This window comes from Paenibacillus gorillae (genome assembly GCF_000513275.1).
GTDB classification, from domain to species: Bacteria; Bacillota; Bacilli; order Paenibacillales; family Paenibacillaceae; genus Pristimantibacillus; species Pristimantibacillus gorillae.
Window position 1 is genome coordinate 1 of the sequence record NZ_CBVJ010000042.1, and the last position, 16656, is coordinate 16656.

The window sequence follows — 16656 nt, forward strand, 5'->3', positions numbered from 1 at the left end:
TTGTGCATTAATGTTAAGCGTCCAGTTGCTGCTCCATGGCGCCCGGGTTGCGGCATTCCAGATGCCCTGCAGGTTTGCAGGAAGTGTACCCGGACGGGAGCTTGCGATCAGCAAATAACGGCCATACTGAAATAATAACGTGATTAGCGATGAATCGCTGGCACCATACTTGGCAAGTCTCTCATCAGTTGGCAGCGTGTCCGGTACACCCGGCTCGTCAAGCTGAAGCTTAACCCGGTCAAATAATGATTTGTAATCCGCAATGTGCGCAGCCCGCAATTGATCATAGCTTTTGGCAAGTGCGTTCTCCAAGTGTGCGAGCGCAGATGCAGCAGCATCCTTACCTTGGCTGAACGGCAGCTTGTCTTGCCCGTTGAAGCTTGTCGCTGCACTGAAATATAACGTAATGCTATCCGCTCCCGTTATATGAATGCCCCCTGCATCGGTACGAACCGATCCGCCTTCAGTCTCAGCGTGAATATAACCTGCAAAGCGCATCGCCTCTGAAGTTTGCTCATCGCCATAGACGATCGGCTGATTCACCTCGTAATAGTTCGGCGACACATGCTCGGGCGCCAAACCGCGAAGCAGGAAACGCTCGCCTTCCGCCGACAATTGATGACGCAGTGTGCTGTCCAGCCGGGCATGAACTTCCAGCGTCCCTGGAACGCTGGTCTCTAGACGAATGACCATCGTCTGATCCGGATGCGAGATGAATGTCTCCCTCGTATATTTCACTTGACCGATCCGGTACTCTACTCGCGATACAGCCGTCTCCAAATCCAGCGAGCGGGAATAATCCTTAGCCAGATCTCCGTGACCGAAATTCAGAACCAGCTCGCCAAACGGCAAATAAGATTGCGTGAACGAACCGAACATTGCTTTGCTTGCTTCGTCCGCCTCGGCATACTTGCCTTCCTTTACGAGACTTCTTACAAGCGGCAGCGCTTCCAACGCATGAACATTGTTGGTTTCCCGTGGCATTCCCGACCATAGCGTATCTTCATTCAAGCCGAAACGGTCGCGTTCGACACCCCCGAATTGCATAGCCCCGATACGGCCATTGCCTAGCGGAAGCGCTTCCGTCCAGATAGCGGCAGGTTTGTTAAATTGCAGTTTCATAGCTTACACCTCTGTTAATGAAATTTTGTAAAAGATGGATTTATTCCGGAATTACTCACCCGTCTTGATAGCGTTTTTCTCAATTATGATGTCGCTGCATGCCGTTAAACGGATGGCATTCTCTAAAGCTGGTGCTTCGCCGTTGAATGTAATCTGGTTGTTGTTGAACGTAAGCGAACGCGTGCTTTTCGCATGCATCACCAGCGCTTCGCCCATCTCAAAACTGTTATCGACAATTCGAATGCCAAAGTGAACGGGAGTGTCCGAATTTACCTCTTCATTTTCCGGCAAAATTGAAATGACAGGCAGCTCCTCGTTTCCGCATTCCAAAAACCGGTTGCCTTGAATAGTCAAATCCTTCACAGCCCCGGATTCATACCAGGTATCGCCATCGCCCGCTACGAGAATCCCGCTCATCTGCATCCGTTCGAAGAAATTCCGCTCTACCACCGTATGGCGCGGAGATGTGACCAGCACGCCTCTTGTCGGAATTCGTGCAAAATGATTGTCAGCAATTACAATTTCCGGCGTCCAGGTGATATTCTCGATCGAGTCTCCCAGCTCTGCGTCTGCAGGCAACGGCTCATCAAGTGTAAGCAGCATTTCTCTAGCATTCACGAGTTCGGCCTCTTTCACCCGATTGACTCCATAGGAAATAAGCGAATGAGGCTTGACGAACTGAATTTCATCCCCGGCATGGAAGGCTTTGAAACCAAAGGTTTGCGGGTGCATGAATCGAACGAGCACCTCACGGGAGGATGGCGTGCCGACAATTTTCAAGTAGGTGCCGTGAACGTTAATCGCATCATCATGCGCTCCTGCAAAATAGCTTTTCGTTACCGATACTTTCCCCTTGCAGCCCGATAGATGAACAAAATCGGCGAAGGCTGCTGCCGTACGTCCTGTTTCCTTGCGAGGAGATAAATTTATTTCGTGTAAAGTTATATTTTCACTGAATTGGCCTACAATTCCAAGACCGTGCATGAAGTGCATCGCTACACGCTCCAGACGAATATCCCGGCTCTGATGAATAAAGGCGCCTACCTGATCTCGAATGCCATCCCTTGCCTGCAAGACAAGTCCTTCAGCCAAGTCCGGCACTTGCGTATAATGCAGTCTGAGCTTCCCTGGCTGCAGCTCTTCGGCTTTCAAAGCTTGTTCGATCACGTTATCGATACGCCAAGTCGTATTGCGGACGGTGTCGCAAGCCTGTACCGGACCGTCGTGGAAGCTCCAGCCTTCTCCGATCCAGAAAAGCTTCTCGTCGCGGATTTCATAACGGGAATCAGCGTGGACAACGATATCCATGTAGGCGCTTCCTTTTTCCACAATCGTCATTTCCGTTACAGTTGGCCAAGCAAAATCGGTGCGCAAATTACGGATATCTACCCGTTCGCATTCATCGATTGCAAGCAGAGTCATCTTGTCGTGGAAAATAAATAACGCATCGCCGCCTTCAAGCGTGAAATCGGTCAATCCCTTCATAAAAATCGCGATCGTTTTGACCGGATCCGGATTTTCCGTCTCGCTTGCCGTATTCGTAATCGCATACACCTCGCGTGTTGCAGCTTCCGCATAGAAATCATATCTGCCCGGCTCCACAACCAGCTTAACAGGACCTCCTGCTTCGCTGGCTGCTTTAAGCGCCTTTTGCATTGCAGGCGTCGCGTCCGCTCCCGTATCGGGAACCCCTCCGAAAGTGCTGAATAATAATGTTTTAATGTCTGCTGTCATTAGATAACTTCCCCTCTCCCACGATGCACGGAAAGCTCCGCCTGATTCCAGGCGGAGCATCCGATATACGATTGTTACCTAGTGTTACTTATTGAATTTTGCCATCTCAGCCGTTACTTCGTCAATTGCTTTCTGAAGACCCTTGCTGTTGTAGACTTTCAGTACATCTTGCCACATTTTAACCGGATCTTCATTGCCAAGAATAACACGCGTGAAGTCGTCATCGAAATTGATCGTCGACAGCTTGTCTTTCGCTGGTGTGCTCATCGTTGCAATCTCGAATGCAGTCGGAATCGGCTCTGTATTGTCCTTCATCCACTTCAGTTCGTTTTGAACGAATTCAACTGAATCGCTGCCGAATGCTGCTCTGTTTGCTTCATTGTCTTCAAGAATGGCAGCATTTCTCCAAGCAGCTAGCTGGGAAATGATATCCATCGACGGATAGAGCTTTTTCAGGTCGACGAATTGGTCGCCTTCTTTTTGACGAGTAATCGTCACTTTGCCTGCGCTGTCTTTCGTGTAGTCTTTGCCTTCGATACCGTAGTCGAACAGCTCTTTGCCTTCAGGCGACAACAGGTAATCGTAGATGCGCAGAATGCGATCCAGCTTTTTGTCATCTACATCGGCGTTAATCATGCTCTCAGACCACCAAGCGCTGTTTACGTTGCGGTACTTCACGCCGTTTGCATCGCCCCAAGGGTGCATAATTTTAACATGATCGAAGAATTTCTCGCCCGGGTTGTTTTTCTCCCACTCGGCTTTAACGCCAGATGATCCAAATACGCTGTTCGTTGTGAACGCCAATGCGCCCGCTTTGTTTTGGTAGAACTTTTGATTGCTTTCGCCGGCTTTCGCTACTGCAAAGTCAGGATCCAATCCATTTTTCTTTGTAGAGTGCACGAGCTTGACGCAGCACCTCATCCATTTTCGGCGAAGCGTAGAACGGAATCCATTTGCCGTCTTCCTTCACCCAGCCTTTGTTGCCGAACTCAGGGAAGGTTGCTGCGAATACGTTTTTGAAATAACCGAAAGTATTCATAACAATACCAGTTGTGTCGTTCTTTTTGTTGCCGTCTGGATCTTGCTCAACAAACGCTTTCAGCATCGCTTTGAATTCATCAAAGTTTTGCGGATCGGAGATGCCCAGCTTCTCCATCCAGTCTTTGCGAACGAATACGGCACCGTCAACCGCCCATACTGCCCACATATCGTCAGTCGGGAATGTCATACGCGGAATCGCATACAACTTGCCGTCACGTTTGATCCCGTCAACGCCTTCTACATCAAACACTTTTTTCAAGTTCGGGTAGCTGCTCATATCTTCAGGAAGCGCATGAATCAGTTGTTGATTCACCCACTCATTGTATACGGCAGGCGTGTCGCTTGTAATGCTGTGCGTAATAATGTCCGGCAATTGTCCGGCAGCTGCCCAGACCTGGGATTTCTCTTTATAATTGTCCCAGCCGATATCAACCGGTTTCAGCGTCACGTTGAAATCTTTCTCAATCTTTTGAACCACTTCGTCATGCGGCTCGAAACCAACACCAATGCCCCACCAGGAAAGCGAGATGTCCATATGTTCCGCATACGGGTTGCTCGGATCTACCGCTTTGCTAGGATCATTCGATGAGCCGCCATTCGACTTGCTGCTTCCACAACCGGAAAGCAATGTTGCAATGAGAACTGCTGACAGACCGATTGATGCGAAAAGCTTCATTCTCTTCATTTCTCATGTCCCCTTATGTTGTTATTCTATAATAAAAGCGGCTTCGCTTCTATTATCCTTTGATGGAGCCGATCATAACGCCTTTTGCAAAATATTTTTGCATGAAAGGGTACAAGCAGACGATCGGCAATACGCTCACGACCAATACGGCCATTTTGAGCATTTCTGGATGGAGTCCGGTATTTTGAACGATAATGTTCGTCGAAATACTGGATAAAACTTGCTGGTAATTGGTTAAGAGTTCCCTTAACAGCGCTTGCAATGGAAGCAAATTGATATCGGTCATGAAGAGCACCCCATGCCACCATTCATTCCACCGGTCAACCGCGTAGAACAACGTAATCGTTGCAACCATCGGCATTGAGATTGGCAAAATGATTTTGTAAAGAACCTGAATGTCGTTCGCGCCGTCGATTTTGGCCGATTCCTCAAGGCCAGCCGGCAGTGTCCGGAAGAAGGAGATACAAATAATCATGTAGAACGTATTGATCGCAACGGGAAGCACCATGACAAACAGATTGTTGATCAAGCCAAGGTTTTTCATCGTCAGGTAGAACGGAATCAAGCCGCCATTGAAGAACATGGTGAAAATGATACCGGACATCACGATTTTTCGTCCCGGAAAACCGTTTTTAGACAATACGTAAGCACCGGTAAGCGTCGCAAACAGGTTGACGCTCGTGCCGACTACGGTAACAAACAAGGTAACGAGGAACGCCTTCAAGAACCGCGGCTCGTTGAAAATGTAGTTATAAGCCGAAAGGTCGAAGGTGGTCGGAATCAAGTACACGACTTGCTTGGAGATGGCCACCGAGTTGCTGAACGACATGAGCAGTACGTTGTAGAAAGGAAAGATTGTACATACGGTAAGAAAAATGAGAATCAAATGAATGATCATATCTGCGACATTGAATTTTTTCTTGTCTTTCTTGACGGAGGGCGACAGCGGCTCTATCTTCGTTGTTTGTTTGATCGTATCCATTAAACCAGCCCATCCTCCCCTAATTTTTTGACGATGTAGTTCGCGGAGTACAGCAAAGCGAAGTTCAGTATTGCTTTAAACAGACCAACTGCTGTTGATACGCCAAAGCTGCTTCCTTCCGCAAAGGTGGAGCGGTACACATAGGTATCGATAATATCGCCCGTACTATATACAGCCGCGTTATACAGGTTGAAAATTTGCTCAAAGCCGCCGTTCATCGTGCTGCCGACTGCCAGAATTAGCAAAATCCCCGCCGTACCGCGAATGGACGGCCATGTAATGGCCCGAAGCTGCTGGAACCGGCTTGCGCCATCGACGCGGGCGGCCTCGTAAAGCTCCGGATTAATGCCGGCAATCGCTGCCAGATAAATAATCGCGCTCCAGCCGACCTCTTTCCAGATGTTCGAGAGGAAAATAATCGGTCTGAACAAATCAGGATTCGTAAGGAATGTCATTTTCTCGTAGCCGAGAAAGGCGAAAATTTGATTAAGCACGCCATCATTGCTAAGAAAGTTGAACATGATGCCGCTTACAATTACCCATGAAATGAAATGCGGAAATGTATAGACCGTTTGATACAGTCTTTTCAGTTTCTGTCTTGCAACCTCGTTGATTAGCAGTGCAAGAATGATTGCCGCCGGGAACTCCAACGCGATGCGTCCTACGCTGATAATAATCGTGTTCCAGAAAGCTCTCCAGAAATCACTTTGTCCAACAACCTCTTGAAAGTTTTTCAGACCGTTCCATGGACTGTTCAGTATGCCTTCGCGAATGTGATACTCCTTAAAGGCCAGCAGAACGCCATACATCGGCAAGTACTGAAAAATCACGAAGTAGAGCAGCGTCGGAAGGAGTAGAATGTATAAATACTTATTTTTGTAAATTTCCTTCCCTAGCGTAGTTCTCATAATGTCCCTCCTGTAAGCGTTAACTTCTGTTGATAGCCTTAATTATGCGCTTACATTCGCTGATGAGGTATACACGGAATTTATTGAAATCTATAAAAAATGAAATCGCTAACATAAAAAAGAAAACCCCCAAATGGAGGTTTTCTAAAATGAATCCATAAACATCTAAAATTAATGCATGGTCTCAATCACGGGAATGCGTTTCGCGATATTGCGTTGGTGTTTGGCCCGTTAATTTCTTAAATATGCGCGTAAAATAGAAATAATCGCGGTATCCGATTTTGTCCGCAATGTCTTGAACCGTGCTGTCGCTGCGCTCGAGAAGCTCGCAAGCCTGGGCGACACGCAATTTCGCTACATAAGCTGTGAACGTCTCTCCGACCTCTTTTTTGAACAGCTGGCTAATATAGCTCGGATTCATAAAGAACTGATTCGCCAGCTCCTGCAAGGAAAGATCACGTCTGTAGTTTTCCGTAACGAATTGCAAAATGGGGTTAAACGTCTGATTCCTCGACTCTGGCGCATGCGCTGACTTTTGCTGTACGTACTGATTGGCCAGTGATTTCAGCTCGGCCATCATTTCGCTCACGTTCTTGAACAAACGCACAAGCTGTTCATAGCTGTAGAGAATTGTTTCTTTCCTCTCCAAGTCAAACAGAAAAGATATCGTCAGGTTGTACACTTGGAATGCATGCCGGATTGTCAGGAAGCCTTCCTGGAATGCTGTGTCGATCCGGTCCAGATTGAGCTGAACCGTCTCGCTGTCCTTGCTGCCTATCGCCGCATAAATTTCCGCCATCCAGCTTTTCAACTCCGTATCCTTCGTCTCCGGTACGGAATAGACGCCCGGTTTGCCTGCTATGAAGCATTGGTACGCAGCAATATCCGCCTCTTCGATGGCGCCCTTAATTTCCTTCCAGTCCGTCAGCCTGTTTCCCAGTCCGATACCCATTATATCCTCCGGCCAGATTTCCTTGCCTTTGGCAAGCATCGCCTTTACTAGCTCCTCGCTCATCAGGTAAGCGGTTTTGGCAGTACCGGTAATAAGCTTGATTACCCGGCCCGGGGGCAGAGGCAGCTCCGACAGTCCGATGGCGACGACTGGAACGATACCTTGCTCCATCCATTGCAGAATGCCTTGCTCTCCGAGCATGCCCAGCAGCTTCTCCTCATTGCGTCCTCCGGATTCGTCGAGCAGCAGCTGCATCATATCTTCTCTTATCGGACGCGCTTGATCCAGCGATTCCTTCAGTTTAGCGAGAACGCCTCCGATTTCGATCTCATCGAAAGGCTTCAGGCAATACGCTGCCGCGCCGTAAGACAAGGCTTTCTGGGCATAGGCAAACTCCGCGTAACCGCTCACAACGACGAAGCGAATCGCTTTGCCCATCGTCTTCCCTCGGCGGATCAGCTCAAGTCCGTTCATCTCCGGCATCCGAATATCGGTGAATACGACATCGGGATTCCATGCTTCTATCGCTGTCAGCGCTTCGCCGCCATTGGCTGCCTGCCCGACAACCTCAAAGCCATACTGCTGCCAGTCGACCAAATCCTTCAAGCTCTCGACAACCCAGCTCTCATCATCCACGATCAATACTTTGTACATTTATGTTATCCCTCCGTTGTCCGATCCTTAACCGGATATGCGTACCTTCGCCGTTAGCGCTATCAATGCGCATGCCGTACTCTTCTCCAAACATAAGACGTATGCGATTGTTGACATTCACAAGGCCAATGCTTTGCCAGCCGCTAGGGTCGTCAAAACCGGAACGCGGCTGGTCGAGCATCCGCCTGATTTCTTCCAGCCGTTCTGCTTCAATGCCAACGCCATCATCCTTGATGTCTATAATTAAAGTACCGCCGTCATCCACAAATCCTTCAATTTCTAGACGGCAAGGCTTGAGCGTCGTTTCGATGCCGTGATAAACGGCATTTTCCACGAGCGGCTGCAGTATCATCTTGGGCACGCTATGCCGCAGCGCTTCATCCGTGAAGCTGTAATGGACCGTGAACCGGTCGGCGAACCGGATTTGCTGAATCTGGACATACGACTTAATCATTTGAATTTCCTGTCCAAGCTCTACCTCATCCGTGCCTTTGATACTGTATCGGAAAATGCTGGACAACGACCTTGTCATTTTTTTAATTTTGTCCTGCTTCTCCACTGCGGCGATGCCGGTAATGACCTCCAGCGTATTGTACAGAAAATGCGGATTGATCTGACTTCGTCAAAAAAGCCAGCTCAGACTTCTGCCGCTCAAGCTCCGTTCCATACAGCCGCGTGTTCGTCTCCAGCAGCTTATGAGACAAGCGCTCAATCTCATCCAGCATGCTGTTGAATTCATCTGCCATCGTGCTAATTTCCATATAGCCTTTCAGCGATATGCGCTTGCTGAACTTCAAATTGTCCTCGCGGCTAACCGAGGTCATGAAGAAAATCATCTTTTTCAGCGGACGCAATATATTGTTCATAATCATCGTGAACGGAATGGCGAGAATCAATAAACCGATGGCGAGAATAATCAGCTCCTGCCGCCGCAGAACGAGCACGTCCCGGAGCAGCTCGTCCTTCGGAGCGACGCTGACGATTCGCGCGTCCATGTCGGGTATACGGATGGTCTGGGATACATACTGTTTCCCTTGCCATAGTACGTTCTGGTTGCCGTCCTCCGCGCTTTGCGTCTCTAGTTCCGGCCCTTGGACGCCGGTTATGGACGACGTATTGCTCGTAATGATCTTATTGGAGCGATCCAGCAAATAGATTTGCGTATTGGTCTGCTTGGAGTTGTACTCCTTCTCACCTACAAGCGCCTTGGGATCGATGATGAAAAACAGCGTGCCCAGCTTTTGATTAAAGGATTCGCCCTGCTGCACATAAGAGATGGTCGTGGCGAACACCAGTCCCGTGGCGGAACCATAATGCGTTCCGAACTGCTGCATGCCGGCGTAGTAAGCGTTTACCTTTCCAGGCAGCAGTTTTTTCAGATCGGCGGCATATGGGCTTCCTCCGTTAATATCGACTGAGAAGCCGTTGTCACCGGAAATAATAATATCAAGAATGCCGTCCTTCAGCTCCCGCTGATTCGAAATGAGCACATTCAGCTTTTTGAACATTTCAAACCGGGTGACTGCGTTCTGTTCGATCAGATAGCTTTGTACATCCGCATTATAAGAAATCGTTTGCATAAGACGGAACAGCACATCTTTGTTCGATGTGACGTTCTTCTTGATCTCTGTTACAGTCTGCTGCACATATTCCTCATGGTTGCGAGTGACCATCGCCGACATCGTCGAGTAGGTATGATACACGATAATCAAGATAACCAACACGGTCGAGACGGCCAAAATCAGCAGCTGCGATCGTATGGACAATCTTCTAAGAAACGCCATAGGAATCCATCCTCAAGGAAGTAGTGTAAACATATCGCTTATTATCAAGCCGAAACAGGAGCAAGTCAAGGAGCCGATTCTCAGGTTATTCCAACATAAGGAAATGCGCATGATTGTAAAAAGAGCCACGTGTCCGCAGAAGCCAGCCCCGTCCCCAACACAGCAAGACGGCTTCACCTTGGAGGCGAAACCGTCTTTTTAGTGTGGGAAGCTGGCTTCCTCTTATAAGCAAACGCTGCTGCATCTGCATGCTAGAGCCAGAAGGTCGGATAGCTTCGCTGCCGGATTGCATTGTTCATAAACAACGCTACAAGTACAATGACCACCGCCCCCGCAAGCACTGGGATAAAGAGAAACGACCATCCGCTTCCCGCTAAAATGACGACAATGGGATCAGCTCCAGCAGGCGGATGCGCTGTTTTGGTCAACATCATGAACAAAATCGCAAGCGCAACTCCAGCAGCTATGACAGCTGCTCCCTGTCCGAATAAATGAAATAAGACCAGACCCGTCAACGTTGATATGAAATGTCCCCCAATAATGTTCCGGGGCTGTGACAACGGCGATTCCCATACACCAAACGCCAACACACAGCTTGCGCCAAACGGCGCCATAATCCAAGGCTGGCCGGTTAGTCCCGTAAGCCAGGCTAGTATCGCGATGGCAATAAATCCTCCCGCTGCGCTAATTACCGCCGCTTTTGGCGCTACCTTCAGCGGACTTCTTCCCGCTCCCCTCATCTTACTCCAATATGTCTGACCGCTCATGGTTGCTCTCTCCTTCTACAATGTATGATTATTATAAATGCATATTCACCTAGTTATTTAGTTATATTCATTTTTTAGTTTGTTGTCAACACTTTTAACACACTCCACATTCATTTCTACATTAAAAACTTGGAATTCGTGATCAATGATAGTACGATATATATAGTTAGCTATGAAAAGGGGTATGAAGATGGATCCCAAGCAGTTGCAGGTAAAGGTTGACAGCGAAATCACCTTCGGTGTGAATACCCAGCTCAAGGAGCAGCTCAAATGGCTGATCGGGACGGATCAGATCCAGATCGGCGATATGCTCCCTTCCGCCGCTCAACTGGCAGATTCACTAGGACTCAATCGCAATACGGTTAATTGGGTATACACTCAGCTTCGCGATGAAGGAATCGTCACGATGCACAAGGGACGCGGCACGCAAGTCACGGGCAGTGCCGCAACGGAGCAACTGCGGCACACGCGAATGCCCATGCGCCAACTGCTGGACGAGACGGTTGACCGGCTCCATTCCAGCCGGCTCAATGCCATCGATTTTTTTACGGCAGGCCTCGCCTTTATGCTGCTCCGTGATAACCATCCTTACCGCCCGGTCCGCCTATTATTTATCGAATGCATGGCTCATGACCATCCCTTCTATCTCAAGGAAATAGAGCGTGCAACAGGCGCTAAGGCCAGAACGGTATTTCTCGAACATATCCGCTCAGGTGAAATCACGCTGGAAGACGATCGGTTAACCGCCGATGTGGTCATCACTACACTAAATCATGCAGACGAAGTAAAGTCGCTAATGCCAACCGGAGACCGCAGACTAATCGTTATCGGGGCCTCCGTCGAGCCGTCTGCATTGTTGGAAATGGTCCAAATCAAGCCAGGCTCGCTAGTCTCATTCGTTTGTCTCGGAAAAGCTGGGGGCGAATGGATGGCCCATCGTGTCCAAGAGGCAGGCATTAGTCACTTCCAAGCCCAGACGCTTGGCGTGCAAGCTTCCGAGGGAATTTCGGATGCGTTGTCTGAATCGGACTGCATCTATGCCTCGGCAGCAGTGTACGATGAGCTGCAAAGCTTAGCTCCAGACAAAGTCAGGCTGTATCCGATGCGGCTGGAGCAAAGCAGCGTAAACCTGCTGCACGAACTCGTGCAGCCTTAACATAGAAAGGCGATGCGGGATTTCCCCCGCACCGCCTTTCTGACGTTGTATTGCCGTGGCCTTACGCCAGTACAGGTTAGTTGCTGTCGCATTTTTCGTGTAAATCCTAAAATGATCTTAGCTGTCTCCCAGCAAAATGAGCGTATTGCTTTCAGTAACGAGTGAGCTAAGACCCTCTAAGGGGCTTAACTCACGCCCAACACTTTATTTTCCACTGTTTAAGGCCTTCGGAGGGTCTTAGCCCCGCTAATCGCCCTATAATCTATAGCGTTTTCTATCATTTTGTTAAAGCTAAGACCCTCACAGGGTCTTAGCTCACGCCTAGCGCTCCATTTTACACGGCATAAGACCCTCTCGGGATCTTAACCTGAATCGCTCCAGATTCAGTCCGAAGAAACAGACTTCAGTCCCCGCACATAGTCGGTGAGCAGCTCAATAAATCCCTTAGCGGCCTTTCCAATATACTTGTCTTTATGAGTAATAATGCCGACTTCCCGTTGCAGACTTGGGTGATCGATCGGGATGGCCTTCAGCTCAGAATCGTTTTGCATTTCGATTAACGTTTTGGACAAAATGGAGGAGCCTGTCCCGGAACGAATTAAGTTAAACAATGACTCGATAGAGGCTGTTTCAATTAACGGCTCCATTAGCAGGCCGGCAGAGACGCTTACTCCGTCAATCAACTGGCGGCAATGATGCGTCTCCGGAAACATGACGATTGGCTGCTTATGAATGTCTGCGAGGTTCAACGACTGCTGTGAAGCAAACGGATGATCCCACCGGCACACAAAATAAAAGTTTTCGTGGTATAGCGTCTGTTTCTTCAATCGATCATCCTCTTGCGGCAAAATCGTAATCGCCAGATCCAGCTCATTGGCAAGAATTCGCTCTACGCTGTCCTCGATACTGTGAAGCTTGATGCGAATGCCGGGATAGCTGCGGTGAAATTGAACGAGCAGCGAAGAGGCCAGATGGTTAAGCTCGCCCGGAAGCGCACCGATCGATAGCGAGCCCCGCTCCATCCGCTGCAGCTCTGAAATCTCATCGCGCGCGCCTTGAAGCAAGCCAAATACATTACTGCATTGTTTATAGAGAATGCTGCCCGCTTCGGTGACCGCAATCCTTTTGCCGATCCGGTCAAAAAGGGGAACGCCGATATCATCCTCCAGCGCTTTGATCTGATGGCTCAATGTCGGCTGCGTAATGCCCAGCTTCTCCGCCGCTCTCGTAAAATGCAATTCCTCGCACAGCAGTTTGAAATATTCGAGCTGTCTAAACTCCACGAGCCTATCACTCCATTGCCTCTAAATGTTCATTCCATTGTAATCAGTAACCTTATCATAGGTCTATATGATCGTTTCTATCATTATAATAGATAGGATCAATATTAGCTCTCCCCATTTATTTACTCCGTTCAATATGCATATAAGAATCCGCCTCTTCCCACGCCACACTAAAACCTTTCCCTTTGGCACAAAAAATCGAAGTTGACGTGTAAGCAGGGTCGGCGTTTTTATCATAGTTTCGATCTGAAATTATTTGTTCAGATTGGAAGCATGGCTTATAGCCGTCTGGCTTTAGCGTCAATACGCCTCTCCCTTTCGTATAGGAGGCCAGCTCTGCGCCATAGTTCATAAAGGCAGCGATCGGGACCGCCCCCGTGAAAATCGCAGTGTCTGCTAAAATTTCCGGCGGCTCAATGCTGCCATGAGCGGTTTGAATGTCGGACATGACTCTGCCAACATGCTCAATATCAACTTTTATGCGATAGGCATAATAGGGCTCGAGCAAAATATTGTCCCCCTTCTCCAGTCCCTGCCTAAGCGCTCTTAGCGTTGCCTCGCGGAAATCGCCCCCGGAAGTATGCTTGTTATGCGCGCGGCCGGAGAGCAAAGTAACCACAACATCGGTAAGCGGCGATCCTGTCAGGAGCCCGCGATGCTCCTTTTCCGTTACATGCTGGCCGATCAGGTTCTGATAACCGATGCTGAGATCATCGACATGGCATTCATTCCTGAACTCTACTCCGCTATCCCGCTCTCCCGGCTCTATGCGCAAAAGAACCTCCGCATAATGTCCAAGCGGCTCGAAGTGGCCGGCGCCTATCGTCGTCCCGCCAACGGTTTCCTTATACAAAATTTCAGGTTCGCCGAAGGCTACGTCAAGCTGGAACCGCTCCTTCACAACATGCTCCAGCACCTCCAGTTGGATGACGCCCATCACATGAACATGAAGCTCCTGAAGCGGCTCATCCCACCTGACGCCAAGGGAAGGGTCCTCTTCGTCCAGCAGCTTAAAGCATCGCAGCACTTCCTTGAGCGGAATTGAAGCATCGAAAAGCACCTTGGACTGAAGCGCCGGGACAAGCTCGTAATGAGATCGTTCCATCCCCTCCCCCACAACGTCTCCCGCAGCTAGTGAAGTTATCCCCGTCACGGCAAATAATTGCCCGGCAGATGCCTCATTAACAAACGTAGACTTGCTGCCGTTAAACGTCCGGATCGCGGTTATTTTCTCCAGCCTGACCTCTCCGTCTCGATCGGTATAACGAATATCTTCCCGTACCGACGCTTTGCCCCGAAGCGCCTTCATATAGGTTAAACGCGCGCCTTGCTGATCATGTCCAATCTTATATACTCTGGCGGCGAGTGGAGCCGAATCGTCATAATCCGTTTCAGCCAGCAGCTCCAAGTTGCTCAGAAAATCGGCAATGCCGACATCCATTAAAGCAGAGCCCCGCATCACGGGGAAAAGAAGTCTTCGCTTAATCGATTGACGCAGCGAAGCCATCACTTTAGCTGGCTCCACGTTTCCTTCCAGATAATCCTCCAACAGCTCGTCATCCCGCTCTGCCGCAAAGGAAACAAGTGAATCCTGTATGTTTTCGGACAAGCTGCCGCTCATTTCCACGGCATCCTTGGTCAACTGTTCGCGAATTTGTTCCAGAACGGCATCCCCGTCAGCCCCGCTTCGATCGATCTTGTTAATGAAGAAAAATACCGGAATGCCATGGCTTTGCAGCAGCTGCCACACCGTCTCGGTATGTCCCTCGATTCCTTCGGCTGCACTGACGATAATGACGGCATAATCCATCACTTGAAGCGCCCGTTCCATCTCTGCGGAAAAATCGGCATGACCCGGCGTATCAATTAAATAATAATCCGTATTGCCGCGGCTCATCACCGCCTGGTCGGCAAATATCGTAATGCCGCGGGCTTTCTCCAGCTCGTGGCTATCAAGAAAGGCGTCCTGATGATCAACACGCCCTCGGCTTCGAATGCTGTTAGTATGATAGAGCAGCTGTTCTGCAAACGTTGTTTTCCCCGCATCGACATGAGCCAGCAGACCAATCGTTACGTTGCGCTTTTTGTTCATGCAGTACCCGCCTTAATGAGCGGAATGAATACAGCCGATACTTGCTCAGCAAGCTGTTCCGGCGCGAGCTCCATCTGGAAGCCGATTTTTCCGGCACTCACCAACATATGCGCTAATGATTCCGCTCCACTATCTATAAAAGTAGGATATAGCTTTTTCATCCCGATCGGTGAGCATCCCCCGCGTACATAACCGGTCCACTTCAGCAGATCCTTTACCGGAAGCATCTCGATTTTTTTCACCCCGGCCGCTTTAGCCGCCAGCTTCAGATCCAGCTCCTCAGCGACAGGAATGACAAACACGAAGAGACTCGGCCCTTGATGGGCAACTAGCGTTTTAAAAACAATCTCAGGCGGTTTTCCAAGTTTTTTCGGCGACAGCTGCGCCATGTATTTGTCCATCTTCATTGTCATAGGTCATGATGCTGTACGGAACTTTAGACTTGTCCAGCATCCGCATTGCATTTGTTTTCGTCTCGGCCATTGCTGCTTCCCCATTCTAATCGTAATCATCTTGAGCTGTATCTATTTTAACAGGAGCAAGCCATATTCTCTATCTGCCATTACCCGTTGCCTTTTTATGTAAGTTTTGATATAAAATGATTAAGCAAAACCTGTGTGTGACTGGCGTAAACGTGGATAACCACAGGGAAGCACATGGGCCATACAGCCGTACGCCTGGGCAAAAGGTATTTGGTCAATTGCGGCCAAATGCTTTTTTTCATTCCAAAGGAGAGATGTTGAATGGATCAGGTACGCCCGGCAAGAAAAGTAGCGATTGTTGTATTCAACCAGATTGAAGTTCTTGATTTTACAGGTCCCTTCGAAGTGTTTCTGACAAGCAGCGATGGCGGAAAAGACTTTCAAATCTATACTATCGCATCGCATGAAGGCCCTGTAACTGTACTAGGCGGTTTAAGCATAAACCCCGCTTACACCATTTACAATTGTCCTCCTCCCGATCTGATTATCGTCCCCGGCGGCCCGGGCGCAAGATCCGAAATGAACAATTCGGCGCTGACAGATTGGATTGCCCGAACTGCCGAGACCTCGGAGCTTGTCCTATCTGTATGTACAGGCGCACTTATTATTGCAAAAGCCGGCCTGTTGGAAGACATGAACATCACAACATATCATCGGGCTATTGAAGAATTGAAAGCCGTAGCTCCGGCATCGGCAGTTATTGTGGCGGATAAGCGTTACGTCGATAACGGCAAAATCATCCTATCGGCTGGCGTGTCCGCAGGAATTGATATGTCTTTATATGTTGTAGGGCGATTATTGGGAGCGGAACGAGCGCTGCGAACAGCATCACTTATGGAGTATGATTATAGTCCGATTTAAGGCTTCGGTTCAGAAGGCACGGGCTCGCTGCGCGTTTCGGTTCATGCTGCCGTTCTTGATTCCAGCCTTTTTGTCGCTCCGCGACTCCAACGTTGGATAGAATCTTCAAAATGTCAGCATGAACTCGAACCGCTTTAAGGCTCCGGTTCAGAA

The 16656-nt window shown here is 49.1% G+C and carries 14 protein-coding genes, 1 pseudogene and 1 riboswitch; of the genes and pseudogenes, 2 read left to right on the plus strand and 13 right to left on the minus strand.

Annotated features, from left to right (window positions below):
* The 10 genes from TY10_RS07640 to TY10_RS07685 all read right to left on the minus strand — a co-directional run.
* Positions 1–1122: glycoside hydrolase family 95 protein (locus TY10_RS07640; RefSeq protein WP_042162232.1), on the minus strand; the 1122-nt coding region annotated here is incomplete at its 3' end.
* 51 nt (positions 1123–1173) lie between these two features.
* Complete coding sequence (locus tag TY10_RS07645; RefSeq protein WP_052350430.1) at positions 1174–2856, minus strand: right-handed parallel beta-helix repeat-containing protein; 1683 nt, start codon at positions 2854–2856, stop codon at positions 1174–1176.
* 84 nt (positions 2857–2940) lie between these two features.
* Positions 2941–3732 carry a type 2 periplasmic-binding domain-containing protein gene (locus tag TY10_RS07650; RefSeq protein ID WP_042162233.1) on the minus strand — a complete coding sequence of 264 codons (792 nt, stop codon included), beginning with the start codon at positions 3730–3732 and terminating at the stop codon, positions 2941–2943.
* Entirely contained in the window at positions 3722–4582 is an 861-nt protein-coding gene (locus TY10_RS07655; protein WP_042162235.1) for an extracellular solute-binding protein, read from the minus strand. The genes TY10_RS07650 and TY10_RS07655 overlap by 11 nt, the downstream gene beginning before the upstream one ends.
* Positions 4583–4634: 52 nt before the next feature.
* Positions 4635–5564, minus strand: coding sequence for a carbohydrate ABC transporter permease (locus TY10_RS07660; protein WP_052350431.1), 930 nt, complete (start codon positions 5562–5564; stop codon positions 4635–4637).
* Positions 5564–6472 carry an ABC transporter permease gene (locus tag TY10_RS07665; RefSeq protein ID WP_042162237.1) on the minus strand — a complete coding sequence of 303 codons (909 nt, stop codon included), beginning with the start codon at positions 6470–6472 and terminating at the stop codon, positions 5564–5566. The genes TY10_RS07660 and TY10_RS07665 overlap by 1 nt, the downstream gene beginning before the upstream one ends.
* A 184-nt stretch (positions 6473–6656) precedes the next feature.
* A complete protein-coding gene (locus TY10_RS07670; RefSeq protein WP_042162239.1) occupies positions 6657–8078 on the minus strand; it encodes a response regulator in 1422 nt (473 codons plus the stop codon).
* Positions 8053–8691, minus strand: a complete 639-nt coding sequence (locus tag TY10_RS07675; protein WP_337588339.1) for a sensor histidine kinase — start codon at positions 8689–8691, stop codon at positions 8053–8055. The genes TY10_RS07670 and TY10_RS07675 overlap by 26 nt, the downstream gene beginning before the upstream one ends.
* The gene (locus TY10_RS07680; protein ID WP_042162243.1) at positions 8615–9862 is read right to left on the minus strand and encodes a sensor histidine kinase; all 1248 of its coding nucleotides are present in this window, start codon (positions 9860–9862) and stop codon (positions 8615–8617) included. The genes TY10_RS07675 and TY10_RS07680 overlap by 77 nt, the downstream gene beginning before the upstream one ends.
* 251 nt (positions 9863–10113) lie before the next feature.
* A complete protein-coding gene (locus TY10_RS07685) occupies positions 10114–10629 on the minus strand; it encodes an HPP family protein (protein WP_042162245.1) in 516 nt (171 codons plus the stop codon).
* A gap of 190 nt (positions 10630–10819) precedes the next feature.
* Here TY10_RS07685 and TY10_RS07690 point away from each other — a divergent pair, with 190 nt between their 5' ends.
* The gene (locus TY10_RS07690; protein ID WP_042162247.1) at positions 10820–11785 is read left to right on the plus strand and encodes a GntR family transcriptional regulator; all 966 of its coding nucleotides are present in this window, start codon (positions 10820–10822) and stop codon (positions 11783–11785) included.
* Between the two features lie 383 nt (positions 11786–12168).
* On the opposite strand, the gene TY10_RS07695 is transcribed toward TY10_RS07690, so the two are convergent.
* The 3 genes and pseudogenes from TY10_RS07695 to ybaK form a co-directional block, all read right to left on the minus strand.
* Positions 12169–13068, minus strand: coding sequence for a LysR family transcriptional regulator (locus TY10_RS07695; RefSeq protein ID WP_042162249.1), 900 nt, complete (start codon positions 13066–13068; stop codon positions 12169–12171).
* Positions 13069–13186: 118 nt separating this feature from the next.
* Positions 13187–15160, minus strand: a complete 1974-nt coding sequence (locus TY10_RS07700; RefSeq protein ID WP_042162251.1) for an elongation factor G — start codon at positions 15158–15160, stop codon at positions 13187–13189.
* Positions 15157–15643 (minus strand): annotated as a pseudogene (gene ybaK / locus TY10_RS07705) (Cys-tRNA(Pro) deacylase). Before ybaK ends, TY10_RS07700 begins: the two are co-directional and overlap by 4 nt.
* 126 nt (positions 15644–15769) lie before the next feature.
* A riboswitch (ZMP/ZTP riboswitch) is annotated at positions 15770–15850 on the plus strand.
* A gap of 53 nt (positions 15851–15903) precedes the next feature.
* Between ybaK and TY10_RS07710 the strand changes: the two are divergent.
* On the plus strand, positions 15904–16503 hold the full coding sequence (locus tag TY10_RS07710; RefSeq protein ID WP_042162253.1) for a DJ-1/PfpI family protein: 600 nt from the start codon (positions 15904–15906) through the stop codon (positions 16501–16503).
* Positions 16504–16656 lie beyond the last annotated feature (153 nt).